Source organism: Vibrio sp. 10N.261.52.C2 (genome assembly GCF_041471425.1).
In the GTDB taxonomy this organism is placed as follows: domain Bacteria; phylum Pseudomonadota; class Gammaproteobacteria; order Enterobacterales; family Vibrionaceae; genus Vibrio; species Vibrio crassostreae_C.
The window spans coordinates 80,893-97,876 of sequence record NZ_JBFROH010000045.1; the positions used below are offsets into that span (position 1 = coordinate 80,893).

The window sequence follows — 16,984 nt, forward strand, 5'->3', positions numbered from 1 at the left end:
TAACAAAAGGTGGGGTGAATAAACGATATGAAATCAAATGATATGCAGAACTTATAAATTAATTGAACTCCAAATAATACTGTGTATATATTTTGTGCTAATAAAAAGCCCCACAAAAGTGAGGCTTTATAAACTGAATCTTTATTGAATTATATAAGTAGTATCTAATTTAGAATATTAGATGCGCTACACCAGCGATAACTGGAAGTGTAATTAACGTACGTAGAATAAAGATAATAAACAGTTCTAAGATGTTCACTGGAATCTTACTGCCTAGAAGTAGAGCGCCCACTTCAGACATGTAGATCAGCTGAGTTACCGACATTGCTGCAATAACAAAGCGAGTCATCTCGTTGTCGATAGAAGCGGCAAGAATCGCAGGAATGAACATATCCGCAAAACCAACAACAATCGTTTCAGATGCTGCAACCGCTTCAGGAACACCAAGTAGCTCTAGGAATGGAATGAAAGGCTGACCTAGGAATGAGAATACAGACGTGTATTCCGCAATAACCAGTGCCATTGTACCTAAACCCATAACAACAGGCAGTACGCCAAATACCATATCTACGGCGTTACGAACGCCTTCGCCAAATACAGATTTAGCCGACTTTACTTGAGATGCTTTATTTACCGCTAGCTCAAGACCCCAAGAGAACGTTGAGTGACCTGCTGGGATCGCGTCAGCGTCTTTGTGCGGCTTGCTGCCATCAATGAAAGTATCTTTCTTCATGCTTAGTGGTGGAAGGCGAGGGATGATCACCGCTGCCACAATACCCGCTAAACAGATTGCTGCGTAGAAAGGTAGGAACAGGTGCTCTAGTTCTACCTGAGCAATAACCACAAGACTGAATGTGATAGATACTGCTGAGAAAGTCGTACCAACAACCGCAGCTTCACGCTGAGTGTAGAATTTCTTCTCGTACTGTTTGCTTGTAAGCAGGATACCAACACTGCCGTCACCCAACCAAGAAGCCATACAGTCAATAGCACTGCGGCCTGGTAGGTTGAAGATTGGACGCATGATTTTACTTAGTAGCGTGCCAAACAGCTCTAGTAGACCAAAGTTAAGTAGAAGCGGAAGTAGCAAACCAGCAAAGATGAATACTGAGAACAGTGTCGGAAGCAGGCCTTCTAGAACCAGACCACCAGTATTTTCTTCCCAAATAACCTCAGGGCCAACTTGGAAGAAAGCCATAACGGCTGCAGCACCACCAATTAAACGAACCAGCAACCACAGTGGAGATGGGTTGAAAAGGCCGTTTAAAAATGAATTTGATGTAATGAATGTAGGCTTAAAAATGGTGCTTAAAACTGAAGCTACAGACATGAAAGCAACGATCGCAGTGATGATAGGGACTAGATATTCACCGAAAACCGCTTGAATTGATTTGGCTAAGATAGCTACAGGGATGGTTAGATCACCTTGATAGCTGATTGGCGCCATGAAAAGGAATAAACCAATCAATGATGGGATTAAGAAAACCCAGAAACTGCCTTTAGATTTCTCTGTTTGAGCAGTATTCTTGTTGTTAGACATGTTATTGTTCTCGAATTTCTACACGTAAAAAAGCCACATCCTTGGCATTTTTATTCACTAAACGTCCGTATTTTCTCATTGGGTGCAAGATTACCCAGTATTAATATCGCTTGCAATACTATTCATCAAATATCGCTAAATATTCATACTGGTTATTCTGCAACGTATTAAGAGTTTAGAATAAAGTGTTGCGGATGTTACGTAGTTTGAGGTTATATTGCCAGATATTTATAAATTGACTGGGGTTTCAGTTCGATAGGTCAAGTATAACCAGTAGCTAAACGCAATAATGAAAGCAAAAGAGGCAGGGAAAGCCAATGCCAAGATTTCGAAGCGTTGGAACAGACAAGCGCCAATTAAGCCGCCAAACAGGAAGCCAACCACAATGAAAATTAGCAGTTTGGCTTTACGGCAGTCAAAAGGCATCCCCTTTAAGCGAGCGCCAATCATGATCCCAAGATCGGTAATGATCCCGCTCATGTGTGTTGTTCGAATGATTGCCCCGCTGTAAGTGGTGATCATCGCGTTCTGCAAACCACACGCGGCTGAAGCGAAATACTGACCTGAAGTATAGCCTTGCAACAGTGTCCACAGCGCCAAAAACAGCAATCCACCCTCAATACATAGTGCAACACCGTAACGGCGTCCTAACTTCAATGCTTGGTTTTCAATAAAGAACCCGCTGAACGCCGCACCTAACATGAAGCTCATGATCACCAATAGGAGGTGAACAGAAGCCGAGGTCGGTGTAAGCAGGCTACTGCCTAGCAAAGACATGGTGCCGGAGATATGGGAGATAGCTTGATGTTGGAAGCCAAGTAAGCCGATAGCATTAACACTGCCAGCAAGACCAGCTAACAAAAGGGCGCCGTATTCAACCCAGCGAGGTAACTTAGAAATCATGTGGTTCACCCTGGGTTAAATAGAGGAGCAAGATTATAACGCTAGACAAAAGATACGCTAGCGCTGTGAAGCGGTGATATTTGATCTTAGGCAACAGTATTGCAGTTTGTTTTAATACTGTTGCTATATAAAGATAACGGTCAATAACGAGATAAAGATAACGCTCAATGACGAACTAGTTGTAATGGCTCATTTGGTGGTCGAACTTAACCCAACCGTGTTTGCGTTCTTCATAAACCGAAAAGCTCGGCAGTGGGAAGTCTTGCTCTTTAAATAATCCGAGCGGGACGATATAAAAATCAGCGGCGGCAACCGACTGCAAAAGCATGGTGGTGCCACACTTGGGACAAAACTGATAGGTGACTTCATTACCCGTATCGCTGATGCGTGAAAAAGAGGTCACTTCACCGCTGAGTGTAACTTGTTCTATTGGGAACCGAGCCTGAATGCCGAACACACTTCCGGTGCGTTTCTGACACTCATAGCAATGGCAGACAGATGTACGTTGAGGTTCACCTCGGCATACTAGGTTGACTGCTCCACAGCGGCATTCGCAACTTCTGATATTTCTATCTTTAATATGATTGATATCCATCCATGCTCCACTTCTGGTTAACCCTGTATTGATAATTATACTAAAGCCCTTTATGGTCTGCACAACTGGATGAAAACAAAAGAATATAATTGCCCATGAAAAAGAAAATCTTACCTATCCCTCTGATTCTACTGATTCCAATTGTCATGCTGGTTGTGGTGATAGTAGCGGGTATTTATCGCTTTAGCTTAAGTGATGAAGAGATCTTGGCGAAGTTTCCTTCTTCTCAAGTGAGTTATGACCCAGTCGTAGAAACCGTTTTTGATTTGAAGACGACCAATCCATGGACAATTAAAGTTCCTGAGACTAACGCCTACGCTTTTATCAATGAAGTTGATGAGCCTAGAGCCATCGCGTTTGGACGCTATGACTCAGGTGTTGAGCGCGGTGTGGTAACGGTAGACACAAATAATCTTTCAGCCGCCACGCTGGGCAAGGCGAGTTTCTTTGTCGCGCCGATGTGGATATCTAACCAAGGCAGCGGTGTTTTCTATTATCTAGGCCTGTTTAAGCATGACCAGCAACGAAGCCGTGTGGTGTTAGTCGACCAACTTTTACTGGGTGATCGTATACAAATTCAGACATTGGAGGTAGCTCAGCAGCCAGGTTCGCAATCACAGAATAAACTTACTGGGGAAGGTTTTATCGGCTTTACTCAGCATTCTGCGGAACAATCATTTGCAGAACCCCCTTCTGAAAAGGTGTTAATGAGTTTTTCTTTTGATACGCAATCAATTGGTAAGCAATAACGTTTTCGTGAATGTAAGGATCTGTTGTTTATGTGAGCCAAATTACATATTATCTTAGTTAGATGAATGAAATTTAGACACAGTTAGCTTTGTGTCCGCTTATTATTACAAATGGAGCTTGCGAATGATTAATAAACGTTTTTTTAAGACGAAAGATGAAGTTGAAGTGACCTTCGAGCTAGAAGCTCAGGAAGCGAACTCTGTATCCATCGTTGCTGACTTTCTTGATTGGAAAGCCACCCCAATGAAAAAACTGGCCAAAGGGAAGGTTTACAAGTTTAAAACTCGTCTACCTAAAGATGGCGAGTTTCAATTCCGCTACCTAGTTGATGACCAACAATGGGTGAACGATGCGAATGCCGATCGTTACATCCCAAATGAATTTGGTGAAGACAACTGCCTAGTGTCGACGGTAAACGCATAATCTTTTCTTAAAACCAGCGACTAATTCGCTTCGTTTATTAATTATTCGAAACGGAATAACGTCAACCAATAGAAAGCAGAAACTAGCCGTTTCTGCTTTTTTATTTTTAAATTTAGCGGTTAATTTTATTTCTTATCTAGTGGCTCTTCATCTACGGCAACTCAATGACTTAGGCTAAGTTGGGAAGATTCACATCATATTATGACAATGCATTGATGATTTATGCGTTTGAAAAGCATATCCTATGCCTTTATATCGTAGAAAGACCTGTTTACCGTGTATTCAAAAATATTTCCCTCTCCGTTTGCTGAGCTTTCACCTGTAAAAAAAGTAGCTATTTTGGGACTGCCACTTATTGCTGCGATTGGTGTTGCTTTGCAATCGTCACAATCGGATCTGACGAAAACGATCGATCTTGATTTGCCCGACTCAACCGTTATTGAGTCAATTCTGTCACCATCTTCTGTTACCGTTATTGAGCCGCCGACATTTGAGTATCAAATTCAATCTGGCGATAACTTGAGTAGCATCTTCACTCAGCTTGGATTTTCTTACAAATCGATGATGAGCGTGATGGAAACTGATTTGAACTTCCTTGCTTTAGATACGCTTCGTCCGGGTAATACATTACGCTTTTGGCGTGATGAAGCGACCGGCGACCTTTCTAAAATGGAACTTCAATTTAGCGTCGCGGACAAAGTGGTTTACCGACTGCTTGATGACGGCAGCTACGAATTCGAAGACATCTCTATTCCTGGTGAATGGAAGCAAAAACCTTTAGTGGGTGATATTCATGGCAGCTTCTCAATGTCGGCGAACAAGGTTGGCCTGAGCAGTCTTGAGATTGACCATATTGTGACTCTTCTTAAAGATAAGCTGAACTTTAGCCGAGACCTACGTGTTGGCGATCAGTTTGAAGTGCTTCAAAAAGCGCAATATGTTGATGGTGTTGCAACCGGAAAACGTGAAATTGAAGCAATTAAGATCATGAATCGTAACCGCGTTGTGTCAGCATACTTACACACCGACGGACAATATTACGATGCTAATGGCGATAGCCTTCAACGTGCTTTCCAACGTTACCCAGTGAGCAGTAGCTGGCGCCAAAGTTCTCAGTTTAACCCTAAGCGCTTACACCCTGTGACTGGCCGCATTTCACCGCACAACGGTACAGATTTCGCGACGCCAGTTGGTACGCCGGTTCAAGCAACGGGTGATGGCAAAGTGATTATGACGCGTAAGCACCCATATGCGGGTAACTACGTGGTCATTCAGCACGGCGGTACTTACAAAACGCGTTATCTACATTTGAGTAAGATCCTCGTTCGTAAAGGACAAACGGTATCTCGTGGACAGCGTATTGGTTTGTCTGGCAAAACTGGCCGAGTGACAGGTGCACACTTGCACTACGAACTGATTGAACGTGGTCGTCCTGTGAATGCAATGACAGCAAATATCCCGATGGCAGATTCTGTGCCTAAAAAGGAAAAAGCGACGTTTGTAGTAGCAAGAGATGAAGCCGACAAGCTATTGAAGGCAGCGTTAGAAACGCGCAATCTAGCAATGGTTAATAATGCTAGTAAGTAGCTAGCCATTAAACTGTTTTAAAGCCGCAAGAGCATCACAAAGCACAGTCAGTGTTAAGTGATGCTCTTGCGGCTTTTTAGTTCTCAATAGAAGGTTCGGTAAGGGTTTAAACTAAAGGCTCTGAGTGCGCGACATAGCTAACGATAGCTTCAGGTCGCATTGGAGGTGAGTAGAGGTAACCTTGGATCTTGTCACATCCCATCGCGTGCAGCTTTTCTAATTGCTCACGCTTCTCAACACCTTCCGCAACCAAAGATACATCGAGTCTATGGGCCAGTTGAACAATCAGCCATACTACGCTCTCTGAGGTCGAACTAGTTAACAAGTCTCGGATAAAGGTCGCATCAATTTTAATGCAATCGATAGGGTAGCTGTGGATGTAGTTCAAACTGGAGTAGCCTGTACCAAAGTCGTCGAGTGCAATCGTGAAGCCTTGTCCTCTCAGAAAGTTAAGCGCGGATTTTGTCTCTTGTGTTGGCGATAACAGAACGGTTTCGGTTAACTCGATAACAAACTCATTCGCCTTAAAATGGTGCTGTTCAATGGTTCGAGTCAGGTAGGATATATAACGTTTCGAATCAGTAAGCTCGTGCGCAGAGCAGTTGATTCCAAGTTTAACCTTGTAGCCCAAGCCTTGCTCTAGTGTGGTTTTAGCGCGGCACACCAATTCAATAATGCGTTCACCTAATTCGACAATCAGCCCTGACTCTTCTGCCACTTGAATAAACTCTACGGGTGAGATGTCTCCATGTCTGGCGGTTTTCCAGCGAGTCAGTACCTCGAAATATTCCCATTGCGTTTCACCTTGACCCACAATCGGCTGTACAACTACGTACATTCCATTGCTGTCGGGGATATAGCTTTGTGAAATTGGGTTTTCCAGCTCACTTCGTAGCGCTGCGACTAGCTCGGTTTTTCTTTGGTAACGAACTCTTAAGTGAGTGTCATAACATTGAATATGAGTATCTTGGCTGTGTTTACACTCTTTAAGCGCCAAGCTGGTATTGAAGATGATTTGCTCAACGTCTTTGTTGTCTCCATCCGAACTGGCAATACCGATGCTGACGTCGAAATCTATCTTGATATCAACGCTACTGTAGCCCTGCTTAATTTTGGCCAGTATTTGTTCGCACACGGCTATCGGATCAGAATGGTAGGTGATGAAGGCGAACTCGTTGCCAGCAGTCCGGAAAGTCAGGTTGCTTTCAGGTAAAGTTCGGCGCAATATTTCTGCGACAAACTGCAGCACCTTGTCGCCAATATAATTACCGTGCATATCATTAATGGCTTTGAAGCTATTGATATCGAGTAAAGCCAATGTAAACGGAGTGACGCTCTGTTGAGTAATCGACTCTAAGGTATCTGATAAACAGCTTCGGTTGAGTAACCCGGTTAGGCTGTCGTGTGACACCTCATAACTAAGCTGATTTACAAGTTGTTCGGAACGATCGTTAAACCACATTTCACGCAAGGTGTGGATGATGATGTCGGCGAACAATTGATGGTGCTTTACCACGTCTTGTTGCTGATCAGGGCTAAGAGGCGAGGTGAACGTTGAAAACAGCACGCCCATCACTTCGCCACTTTGAGTTTGAGTCGGGATCGCGATGGAGTTTTGTGAGGTGATTTCCTGCCTAAATGCCGATGTTGGCAATGACTGGACGATGTACTGAGAAAATGAGCAATCTGGGTGTCTTTGATTGACGGCTTGTTGGTAGATGTGACCATGGCGCGCATTGATTTTGTCATGTAATACATGATCAGAATGGGCGATCACCAAAGGAACGGTTTGGTCAGGGAAGTACTTCTTCTCAATGATGCTAGTGTATTGAGTATCAAAGGTCTGATGTAAAGTAAGCACAGCTGACTCTAAAAGGTCGATACCTTCCAATTTCAGCAAACGGCCAATGCGCTCTGTGTCTATCATGCTATTGTGCGTATGTTGAGTCATAGCCACCACCCCTAGTTAACCAGATTCACTGTGTAAGCGGTATACGTATTATCTTGTATATGTGCGAACTTGTATAATCTATGTGCGTCAAGTTTATTATTAGCCGTGTTGTATAACTTTTCAAATTAAAATGTGACTTATTTCACAGAGCTTGCGTGCTACGCTCTTTGTCTAGCCTGTCTTTCAGATGGTCCAAAAAGAGCTTGGTTCGCGTGTGCGAGTAATCAAGCTTAGGGTAGTACGCGTAAACCATCACTTCGTCGGCGGTAATATTTGGCAATACTGGAACTAATGTCCCTTGCTTTAGATCCTCTTTGATCATCGCTTTGATGGTTAACAGTACGCCCATTCCTCGCTTCGCAGCATGAAACAAAGCCTCTGGATTGGTGGTCGCAAAGTTACCGTTTAACGTTATTCGCTGCCCTTTGGTGAGCGCTACTTCACGGGTCGGACGCTCTCCCCAAATTAACGAGTTGTGTTGCTCCAAATCTTGCTCGCAAGTGGGGTAGCCGTGTTTGGCAAGATAGCTTGGTGCTGCATAGAAGCTGGCTCTGTGTTCAAACAGCGGTGTTTTCTTGAAGCTTAATGAGTTGAGTTGTTCTAGTTCACGACTGATTACCAAGTCCAAGCCAAGCTCGGGTAATTGACCGGGCGTAGTGGTGATGAGTTGTACCTTAATATCAGGGTACTTTTCTAAGAAGTCGTCCATGTATTGCACCAGAAACTTAGAGCCAACCGCAATCGTAGCGCCAATCTTTAATAGGCCTGCTGGGGTTTGGTTAACCGAGCGAGTCTCATCAATAATGGACTGCCAATTGTCGAGCTGATCCTTGGCTCGCAGGTAAAAGAGCGCACCTGCTTCGGTTTGGCTAATTGATCGCGTGGTACGCTTTAACAGTTGGGTGCCGATGCGCTCTTCTAACCAGTTCACTCTTTTACTGATCGCCGAGCTGGTGGTGTTCAGCTTTCGAGCAGCACCATTGAAGCTGCCTTCTTCGACTACTCTGACGTAGCTTTTTACGTTAAGAATCCAATCCATATTATTTCCTGCTGGGACTTAATAAAATTCCAATTTAGCTAATTATCAATTATTGGTTTTGAATGTAAACTCGTCTAATGAACAAATATCAAACGAATAGGGAATTTTTTGAGCCAATCGACCTTTAAAAAAACACCGTTACTCTTAGCAATGATGATTATTGCTACGGGGCAGGTGGGTGTGAGCATCTACTTGCCAGCATTACCGTTAATTGCTTCTGATTTAAGTGCTACTCAAGTAGATGTACAGCTTCTCGTCACGCTGTTTCTGGTGGGTTTTGGCTTGTCTCAGCTATTTTACGGACCGATGTCCGATGCGGTGGGAAGAAGACCTATCTTCTTGTTAGGTCAGGGTGTTTATTTGATTGGTACAGTCGTTTGTGTTGTGTTTTCTGACAATATGACGGCGCTAGAAGTTGGTCGCTTGCTGCAAGGTTTAGGGGCGGGTAGTGCCTCGGTTCTTGGGCGAAGTGTGCTTCGTGACAGCTATGATGGTTCACAGCTTACCAAAGCGTTGTCTTATATCTCGATCACCGCGTCGATTATGCCGATCATCGCGCCTGTATTTGGTGGCTGGATTTCATTCCACCTTGGTTGGCAGGCGGTGTTCCTTTTCGTTCTATTGTATTTACTGGCGATATTCACACTGGGTTACTTCGTGTTGCATGAAACTTTGCCATACGGAAAGAGCCGCTTTGATGCGTGCCAAGTGGTGAAGAACTACGGACGCTTGTTGACCAATCGCCAAGTGTTGACCAGTGCCAGTTACAACTGGATGAGCTACATGGCGAGTTTGGTATCGCTGTCGTTGTTTCCATTCTTAATGCAAGAGCAATTGGGGCTGACCGCCGCTGAGTATGGTTCATTGATGATTGTCCCTTCGGCAGGCTTACTGATAGGTAGCGTCGCTTTAAACTTACTCAATCGTAGGTTTAGTACGCCCCAACTGATGAGCCTAGCTATTTTGATTATCTTGGCATCGGGAACTTGGCTTCTTACTCATGAGTTATCCATCTTTAACTTAGTTTGGGCGTTTACTTGGTTGGCGATAGCACAAGGCATCTCGTTCCCATTATCAATCAGCATGTTATTAGAACCTCATAAGAAACAAGCGGGCGCAGTATCGGCATTGTCGGGCTCTATTCAGATGTGTTTAGCGGGTTTATTGGGTGGGTATCTGGTAGAAAGTTGGGTCACGACTCATCTACAGTTAGGCGTGTTCTACCTCATTATTGGCGCAGCCATGGGCGGAGTGCTTTGGTCTTCAACCAAAATGAACAACAAAGGCGATACTGTTGAAGTGGAATATAGCTAAACACTAAATTCACTATCGTTTAACGCACCATCGTTAATACGTTGTATTTGTGCTGATGGTTTTCTACAATGCTTCGGTCCATTGAATAGGTAAGAACAAAATGCAGCAAAATGAATTTGAAGTACTGGTAAAAGCTATCTGCGCACTAGATGGCCTGCCTCAAGCGCTTGAGCTATTGAAATCCAATGAGGATACAGAAGTCGCTGAGGCTGCTGCATCACTGACTGGTCAATTTGCACTTGCTGAAGTGGAAGGCGAAAAGCGTATTTACCACGTGACGCTTCAAGAAAATGAACAAGGCGAAGAGCAAGAGTACATCGAACATGTTATGAATGAAGGCGATGACTTAATCAAATTTGCAGCTTGGTTCTTTGAAACGATGTTTGAATTGAAGCAAAAAGACACATACCAAATTGCCGGTAAAACTTACAGACAGCCAAAGCGCAGCTAGGTTTCTCAGTAAAGCATTTTAGAAAGCAGCTCTATTGAGCTGCTTTTTTTATCAGTGTCTAAATCAATGTCTTGGGTTGTTATTAGGAATGGAGCATTAAGCTCAAACCAGAATTTAGGTTAACTCATTGATATACAAAAACAATGCTGATTAGCACAGAGACAAAATTAGGCTAATTGCAAATGAACGCTTAATATTGCATTAAAGTGTGATTTAGATCTTGTTTTTGGGCGTTTTAAGTGTAGAATCCGCGCTAAAGAAAGTTGATTATGTGCGGAGATAAGCATGAATTACGAACTAGGCCACGCATACCTTGGTCAAATGGCAGCAAAAAACATGATGCACGAAGCATTGTACGGCACTTCAAAGCCAAAGAAACCATCGTTCTTTAAGCGAATGATGAAGAAAATGGCTAAATAAGCATTTTCAAAAACGGAATTTTAAAAGGCCTTAAACTCGATGAAGTTTAAGGCCTTTTTCGTTTTAGCGATTGGTGAAAGTTATCGCTTTGTTTTGTTGTGGATGGACACAAAAAATACCAATTAAGCTTCTGACTAATGGCTTTTAATGAACTCAGCCAGCAGATTGATTGGATAAGTCGACCACATTATTAGGGATGCTATCTAAGCCATTCTCTTTCATCCACGCTTCTAAGTTATCGGCACCACCGATGTACTTACCATCAAGCCAGATCTGCGGGACGGTGACCGGTGTTTTCTCACCAATGTGTGCTTTTACCTCTGGAATCATACGGTACAAAGCGGCGCTGTCTTTTACGACATCGTGGTATTGGTATTCAACACCCGCTTCATCCAGCATTTTCTTCGCTTTAACACAGAATGGGCAGGTCGCCTTACCATAAACGATGTTGCCTTTTAGGCTGTCTCGTTTGGTCCACTCTTTGATCACCGATTGGATTAACACACCGCGATTCAGCGCTTCACCTTGGCTGACCACTTTGCCTTCAACAACAAGGATTGGAGCATGCCAAGAGCCTAGTTTTAGCGGCTCCCACCAGTGAGACAACCAATCTTTCACTTCCAGTTCGACATCGACATCGGCCAACTCATTCTCAAAAGTATCCTTCAGAATGTCTTTGGTAAGGGTACATTCTCCACATGGGATGTTAACTTTAAATGGACCCCAGCTGCCTGCCCAACGGTATAGTGTAATCTTGACTGGTTTCTTCATGGTTACGGCCTCGTTTGAATTCTCTTATCCATATAGAACGGACTGTCGAACTATTTATTTCACCAACCTTAAACTTTCTTCACTTTTGAAGGTTTTTTAGTTTCCCAGTGCGTTATAAATGCAACTGACGCAATAATAATAGCAGCCCCTAGCCATAAACGACCCGGTGGAACCCAGCTAAATACAATCCAACCTGCTAGGACATTTAGCGGTAATTTTGCGTGGTCAAAAGGTTGTACGAATGAAGCATCAGCGACTGAGTAGGCTTTTACAATTGCCCATTGAGCAAGTGCCGTCATAACACCGATGACAATTAAGATCGCCCAAATCGTACCGCCACTTGGCGTCTGCCAATCTGGCGCAGCAAGTAGGATGTTAAATGGTGTAATCAATAGTAAAAGGTAGACCACCATGGTAGAAGGGCTGTCTTGTGAAGAGAGCTTTTTCACCATCAGTGAGTAGCATGCCCAGAAGAAAGCGGCACCGACTGGTAATAACGTTGCCCAGTTAAAATCTTCAGCCCACGGCTCTAGAATCACCATCGCACCCACGAAGCCTGCTAAGGTCGCGCCCCAGCGAGCAGCCCCAACTTTCTCTTTTAAGAAAAGCCCTGAACCAATGGTTGCAAACAATGGCGATGTCATGAGAAGGGCAATGCCTTGCCAAATTGGTACTGGGTAAGCCAGTGCCCATATCCAAAGTTGAATACCAATAACAGACAAGAAGACACGGAATACGTGCAATTTGAGGTTGTCGGTTTTTAGCGCGCGGCGAATACCCAGCGTTTTTAGGTAAGGAAGAATAGCGAATAACGCGATGGCGTATTGAATGACGGCAACGGTGGTAGAAGTCAGTCCGAAATGAATGCTAGCAATTTGAGTTAGGCTGTTAATAACGGCAAAGGCTAGGCCTGCGGTTAGCATCCAGCTAGCGCCTTGGATCGGATGGTGTTGTGACATGATGCTTCTAATTATTTGATGTGGTTCACCTATGATACGGATTTAGCACCACTTAACCAGAAAAAGCATTGATGAAGTCAGTCAGAATATTTGAATATGAAAAAAGGTTGAGCCATTGCCCAACCTTTTTAGTCTGTATCTAAAGTCGATTTAGATTAGAAGTCGTAACGTACACCTAGGCGAAGAGAGTCTTCACTTTGTGTTTCTAAACCTGCAACTTTTACGTCGTCTAGATTGTTTAATTGGTAAGCAACGTATGTACGGATAGATTTGTTGAACTTGTAAGTACCAGTCAGCTCAAAGAAGTCAGCTGTGTCTACAGTTAAGTTCTGTGTCGCGTCTTTTTCTTGTTTTTGGTACAAAGCAGCCAATTCAAACTGATCTGTTAGTTTGTACTTAGCCGCAACTTCTACACCAGAGAACTCAGTTTTTGCTTTGTCGTCTAGGTCACCCATTGTGTAGGTTGCACCTAGATATAGAGCATCCATTTTGTAATTAATACCAGCGATTACAGCCGTTGCTGAACCATTACCAGTACCGTTGTCGTTACCTGAGTAACCAAGACCAAAACCTAAGCCCATTGGTAGTGTGTAAATACCAGAGATACCGTAACCGTCAGTATCTTTGTCTTCACCAGCAATCAAACTTGCTTTAAGAGAAAGTGCGTCTGCGTCGTAAGCGTATACAAACGTGTTATTGATTTGCTCGTCACCTGCATTGATGAATGCTTTTTGGTCACCAGAGTAGATAGTAACATCCGACATTTCTGAGATTTGAGCTGCAGCTGTATCTTGACGACCTACTGATACTGCGCCGAAGTTACCTTCAAAACCTGCATACATGTAACGTTGCTTAAAGTTGTCAGTTTCATCATTGTCAGCTGAAGAATTTACGCCTTGTTCTGCTTCGTAGAAACCAAAACCAGATAGGTCGCTAGTGATTTCTGTAGTACCGCCAACATTTAAACGTACACGGCTTTTATTTTTCATTGTTCCGTCGATTTCTTTACCGCCTGAACCAATGAAATCACCACGGAATTCCGCACGACCGCCAATTTTAAGTTCTGTACCGTCAGAGCTGTAAACTGTTGCTGCTAGAGATGAACCTGAAACTAGTGCCGCTACCACTGCAGAAGCTAGAACTGCCTTTTTCATAATCACTTACCTTGTATTTTAAAATCCGTGAGCAATGTGCTCTCCGTTTCGATATGAAGCTAATTTAGAGCAGATAAATTAAGCTTTCATTTCCATAAAATTACATTTTCGTGAATGGGGAACTTTTTTAAGTGTTGATTTTATTGCATTTTTATTTCATGCGACTGAGTGTTCTATGAATAGTTATACAAGTTGCGTGTATTTCAAAGGTCACATTGGCAAGTTTTACCTTGCAATCACGTATGTCGATGGTGGTGAATTTTGGCTGCGCTGAGAGCTTGTTAATCTGATTAACTGCTTGTACTGGTAAGGATATCCTCTATGATGCAAAAACTTAGAAGAGAATAGATTCTGCTCAACAATATGGAGACGTTGGATGAAAACAGAGTACTTAGGCGATGTTTTACAAGGTAGGCAGGTTATTGGCTCCTTGAATGTTGAAGACCTACCCGTTGGAGAGCACCAGTTTTGGTTTCAAGTCACCAGTGATGGGCTAGGGCAACCTAAGAACATGCCGGTTTCTGTTTTCAAAGGCAGTCAAGAAGGTCCTAAGTTGATGATCACCGCCGGTATTCACGGTGATGAGCTAAACGGAGTGTTGGCTGCACAGCAAATTATCAGGGACTTAGTCGGTAAAACGCTCAAAGGTACGGTAACGATTGTGCCTACTGTGAATTTGTCTGGCTTGCTGAACCATAGCCGTGATTTCATCTCTTCGGATCCGGGCTCTTGTCCTGCCAATCTTAATCGACTCTTTCCGGGTGATGCTAATGGCTTGGCAGCGGAGCGCTTTGTTGCGTCTTTGTGGGAGCGTTTGCTTAAGCATAATGCCACCTTCGCCGTTGATCTCCACACTCAAACTCGTGGCGCAGTTTATCCACTTTATGTATTTGCTGATTACCGAGTTGAGCAATGTTTGGAGATGGCGAGGCTGATGCAGCCCGATTGTGTTCTGAATGACCCTGGTGACCCAGGTATTTTGGAAACGGTTTGGAATCGAAGTGGAATTCCGAGCATCACGGTGGAAGTTGGGATGGGGAAATTTACTCAGCCTGACATGATTCAACGAGCGGTAGACGGTGTTTTTAACATGCTATCTTATTATGAAATGTTCGAGGTTGAAATAAATCATCCCGAGAAAATGCAGCTGCCAAGTATGGACTGGATAGAAGGCAACAACGTCGTGTCTATACGCGCCGACATAGGTGGCTTTGTGTTGACTCAGGTCGAGCTTTTGCAAAGTGTCGAACAAGATGATCTGCTCGCCATCCAATATGATGCGTTCGGTAATGAATGTCGCCGCTACCACGCACCATCTTCTGGGCGTGTACTCAGCTATAACGTGGATGCATTAAGGGAGCCGGGCGCGCTTGTTTGTCGCTTGCTAAGTTAAGGCTCAGTCGGTTGGACGTTTCCGTGTTAATGCACTGTGTCGCCATTAAAACACGCAAAAAAAAGACCGAGCAGGGCTCGGTCAAAGGACAGTTGTCTAGAGTAAGCACGTCTTGGACTCATCGAGAGAACTGCTTTTAGAGTAGCGAGGCTAGATTAAGAATCCATTGCAAGATAGTGACACTTCGACTGCTTTTCTATTTCAAAAATAATATTGAAAACATTATCTTAAACTCATCAAAAACCCGACTGCGAGTTACGCGAGTCGGCTTTTTATTACTTCTCTTTTGAATCTTTATCTCTATCTACACTCGATTAAAAAGCGTCATCCACGACCTCTTTTAATCGGTCGTAAGGCACATATCCTGGTAAAACATTTCCGTTCATCATCATGGTTGGAGTGCCCGTTAAGCCGAGTGCACTGAACGTTTGATGGTTAGTGGTTAGAACCTGGTTTTGTTCTTGAGTTGTTTTTAGTTCCGCCTCTGTTCCCGTCTTCTTGGCAACGGCTTCTAGTGAGCTTTTCGAGTGAATACCGCTTTTCGCCATCAGCAATCTATCAACTTCAGGGAATGCTTCTGGGTTATCTTTCCATACTTTCATCGCGTATAGCGCCGCGTTGGTGTCTAGCCCCGAAACCTGTTGCTGCTTAAACGATAAGTACACGTTGATCACTTTAATGTCGCTGTTTTCAGAGGCTAATTGAACCAAGCCTTTTTCCAAGCGCTTACAGTAAGGGCAGTTATAGTCGGTAAAGTTAATGATGACCGATTTGCCATCCGGATTGCCCGTGATTGGGTGGGCGTCATTGTTGTATAACCAATCATGGCTTTCCGCTTGGGCTTTTTTCGTTTGCTCTTGACCTGCTACGTACTGCTCTAAGCTGGTATGTAAACCAGAGATCGTAGAAGGGTTCTCTTTCAGAAATTGGTTAATCTCTTCAAGTTGCTGGGTTTGTTCTGTGCTTAACTCAGCGAAGGCAGTGGTGCTCATTAGTGAGCCTAAAATCAGTGTACTAATCAGATGCTTTTTCATGCTATTTATTCTCTAATTCTTGATAATCGTGAGCGCTCATTGGGTCGCGCTCACGGAAATCCTGTTCGTTAAACGGGCTAAATCGAGTTGTTCACCTTGCTTTGCTCTGTTTTTCTTTGTAAGCGAGTTAGGCAAAGTAGGTTCTCAACCAAAGCCCTATCGGGGAAGTAATGCCTGTTGCGATACTGCTAATTTTTCCATCTTTGATGATGACGATGCTTGGAGTGACACTAACGCCCCAACTTCTGCTGATTGATCCAGAAAGATCATTGATCACAGGGAAGTCATACTCTTTCGCCTCTAAGTAGCGCTGAACACGCTCGTCTGGACCAGACGATAGAGCGACCGAAACCACCTGATGGGAATCACTGAAGCTATTGACGGTTGGGCTTACAAATTTGCAGGCACCACACCAAGTCGCCCAAAAATAGACAATGACTGGCTTACCATTTTTGCTTAGCTCGATAACATCAATATCTTCGCCTTGGAGCGATTGACCCACAATTGGAATCGCGTCGCCCTGAGGCATGCTTCTGCTGTGATAAAAGTCCATCGCAAATGAAACCACGCCAACGATCAATATCATTGAAACCAGTTCCTTTCCCCACTTCTTAAGACGACTTGGCTTTTTGGTTTCACCCTTTACAGCGCTGTCTTCAGTCGTGCTAGATTTCTCTTCATTGTTGGGAGTCTTCATCCA

At 43.8% G+C, this 16,984-nt stretch carries 17 protein-coding genes; 7 read left to right on the plus strand and 10 right to left on the minus strand.

The annotated features are described in order from the left end of the window. Positions 1 to 169 precede the first annotated feature (169 nt). The 3 genes from AB4307_RS17275 to AB4307_RS17285 form a co-directional block, all read right to left on the minus strand. On the minus strand, positions 170 to 1,540 hold the full coding sequence (locus AB4307_RS17275; RefSeq protein ID WP_372132741.1) for a YjiH family protein: 1,371 nt from the start codon (positions 1,538 to 1,540) through the stop codon (positions 170 to 172). Positions 1,541 to 1,768: 228 nt separating this feature from the next. After that, entirely contained in the window at positions 1,769 to 2,443 is a 675-nt protein-coding gene (locus AB4307_RS17280; protein WP_102427987.1) for a YoaK family protein, read from the minus strand. A gap of 175 nt (positions 2,444 to 2,618) precedes the next feature. Beyond that, the gene (locus tag AB4307_RS17285) at positions 2,619 to 3,101 is read right to left on the minus strand and encodes a GFA family protein (protein WP_170791798.1); all 483 of its coding nucleotides are present in this window, start codon (positions 3,099 to 3,101) and stop codon (positions 2,619 to 2,621) included. A gap of 32 nt (positions 3,102 to 3,133) precedes the next feature. On the opposite strand from AB4307_RS17285, the gene AB4307_RS17290 reads away from it, so the two are divergent. The 3 genes from AB4307_RS17290 (at position 3,134) to shyA (ending at position 5,798) form a co-directional block, all read left to right on the plus strand. Further along, the gene (locus tag AB4307_RS17290; protein ID WP_017064322.1) at positions 3,134 to 3,787 is read left to right on the plus strand and encodes a hypothetical protein; all 654 of its coding nucleotides are present in this window, start codon (positions 3,134 to 3,136) and stop codon (positions 3,785 to 3,787) included. Between the two features lie 124 nt (positions 3,788 to 3,911). Further along, positions 3,912 to 4,211 carry an isoamylase early set domain-containing protein gene (locus AB4307_RS17295; RefSeq protein ID WP_009845720.1) on the plus strand — a complete coding sequence of 100 codons (300 nt, stop codon included), beginning with the start codon at positions 3,912 to 3,914 and terminating at the stop codon, positions 4,209 to 4,211. Between the two features lie 276 nt (positions 4,212 to 4,487). Beyond that, entirely contained in the window at positions 4,488 to 5,798 is a 1,311-nt protein-coding gene (gene shyA / locus AB4307_RS17300) for a peptidoglycan DD-endopeptidase ShyA (protein ID WP_372132744.1), read from the plus strand. Between the two features lie 106 nt (positions 5,799 to 5,904). Here shyA and AB4307_RS17305 read toward each other — a convergent pair whose 3' ends face one another. Both AB4307_RS17305 and AB4307_RS17310 read right to left on the minus strand, forming a co-directional pair. After that, positions 5,905 to 7,749 (minus strand): putative bifunctional diguanylate cyclase/phosphodiesterase, encoded by a 1,845-nt coding sequence (locus tag AB4307_RS17305; RefSeq protein ID WP_017068381.1) that lies wholly within the window; start codon positions 7,747 to 7,749, stop codon positions 5,905 to 5,907. Between the two features lie 142 nt (positions 7,750 to 7,891). Further along, complete coding sequence (locus AB4307_RS17310; RefSeq protein WP_017068382.1) at positions 7,892 to 8,788, minus strand: LysR family transcriptional regulator; 897 nt, start codon at positions 8,786 to 8,788, stop codon at positions 7,892 to 7,894. A 108-nt stretch (positions 8,789 to 8,896) separates the two neighbouring features. Here AB4307_RS17310 and AB4307_RS17315 point away from each other — a divergent pair, with 108 nt between their 5' ends. The 3 genes from AB4307_RS17315 (at position 8,897) to AB4307_RS17325 (ending at position 10,973) form a co-directional block, all read left to right on the plus strand. Continuing rightward, positions 8,897 to 10,102, plus strand: a complete 1,206-nt coding sequence (locus AB4307_RS17315) for a multidrug effflux MFS transporter (protein ID WP_048610725.1) — start codon at positions 8,897 to 8,899, stop codon at positions 10,100 to 10,102. Positions 10,103 to 10,202: 100 nt separating this feature from the next. Further along, positions 10,203 to 10,553, plus strand: a complete 351-nt coding sequence (locus tag AB4307_RS17320) for a hypothetical protein (RefSeq protein ID WP_017057980.1) — start codon at positions 10,203 to 10,205, stop codon at positions 10,551 to 10,553. 285 nt (positions 10,554 to 10,838) lie between these two features. Next, entirely contained in the window at positions 10,839 to 10,973 is a 135-nt protein-coding gene (locus AB4307_RS17325; RefSeq protein WP_010431176.1) for a hypothetical protein, read from the plus strand. 153 nt (positions 10,974 to 11,126) lie between these two features. Here the strand turns inward: AB4307_RS17325 and AB4307_RS17330 are convergent, their stop codons facing one another. From AB4307_RS17330 to AB4307_RS17340, 3 genes are all read right to left on the minus strand, one after another. After that, complete coding sequence (locus tag AB4307_RS17330; protein ID WP_017062739.1) at positions 11,127 to 11,744, minus strand: glutaredoxin domain-containing protein; 618 nt, start codon at positions 11,742 to 11,744, stop codon at positions 11,127 to 11,129. Between the two features lie 68 nt (positions 11,745 to 11,812). After that, the gene (locus tag AB4307_RS17335; protein ID WP_017062738.1) at positions 11,813 to 12,703 is read right to left on the minus strand and encodes a DMT family transporter; all 891 of its coding nucleotides are present in this window, start codon (positions 12,701 to 12,703) and stop codon (positions 11,813 to 11,815) included. Between the two features lie 155 nt (positions 12,704 to 12,858). Next, entirely contained in the window at positions 12,859 to 13,857 is a 999-nt protein-coding gene (locus tag AB4307_RS17340; RefSeq protein WP_372132747.1) for a porin, read from the minus strand. A 376-nt stretch (positions 13,858 to 14,233) separates the two neighbouring features. On the opposite strand from AB4307_RS17340, the gene AB4307_RS17345 reads away from it, so the two are divergent. Next, entirely contained in the window at positions 14,234 to 15,250 is a 1,017-nt protein-coding gene (locus tag AB4307_RS17345) for a succinylglutamate desuccinylase/aspartoacylase family protein (RefSeq protein WP_372132750.1), read from the plus strand. Between the two features lie 314 nt (positions 15,251 to 15,564). On the opposite strand, the gene AB4307_RS17350 is transcribed toward AB4307_RS17345, so the two are convergent. Both AB4307_RS17350 and AB4307_RS17355 read right to left on the minus strand, forming a co-directional pair. Then, positions 15,565 to 16,284, minus strand: a complete 720-nt coding sequence (locus AB4307_RS17350; protein ID WP_372132753.1) for a DsbA family protein — start codon at positions 16,282 to 16,284, stop codon at positions 15,565 to 15,567. Between the two features lie 127 nt (positions 16,285 to 16,411). Further along, positions 16,412 to 16,981: a protein disulfide oxidoreductase gene (locus AB4307_RS17355; protein ID WP_151408427.1), complete on the minus strand. Its 570-nt coding sequence runs from the start codon at positions 16,979 to 16,981 to the stop codon at positions 16,412 to 16,414. Between the last annotated feature and the right edge of the window lie 3 nt (positions 16,982 to 16,984).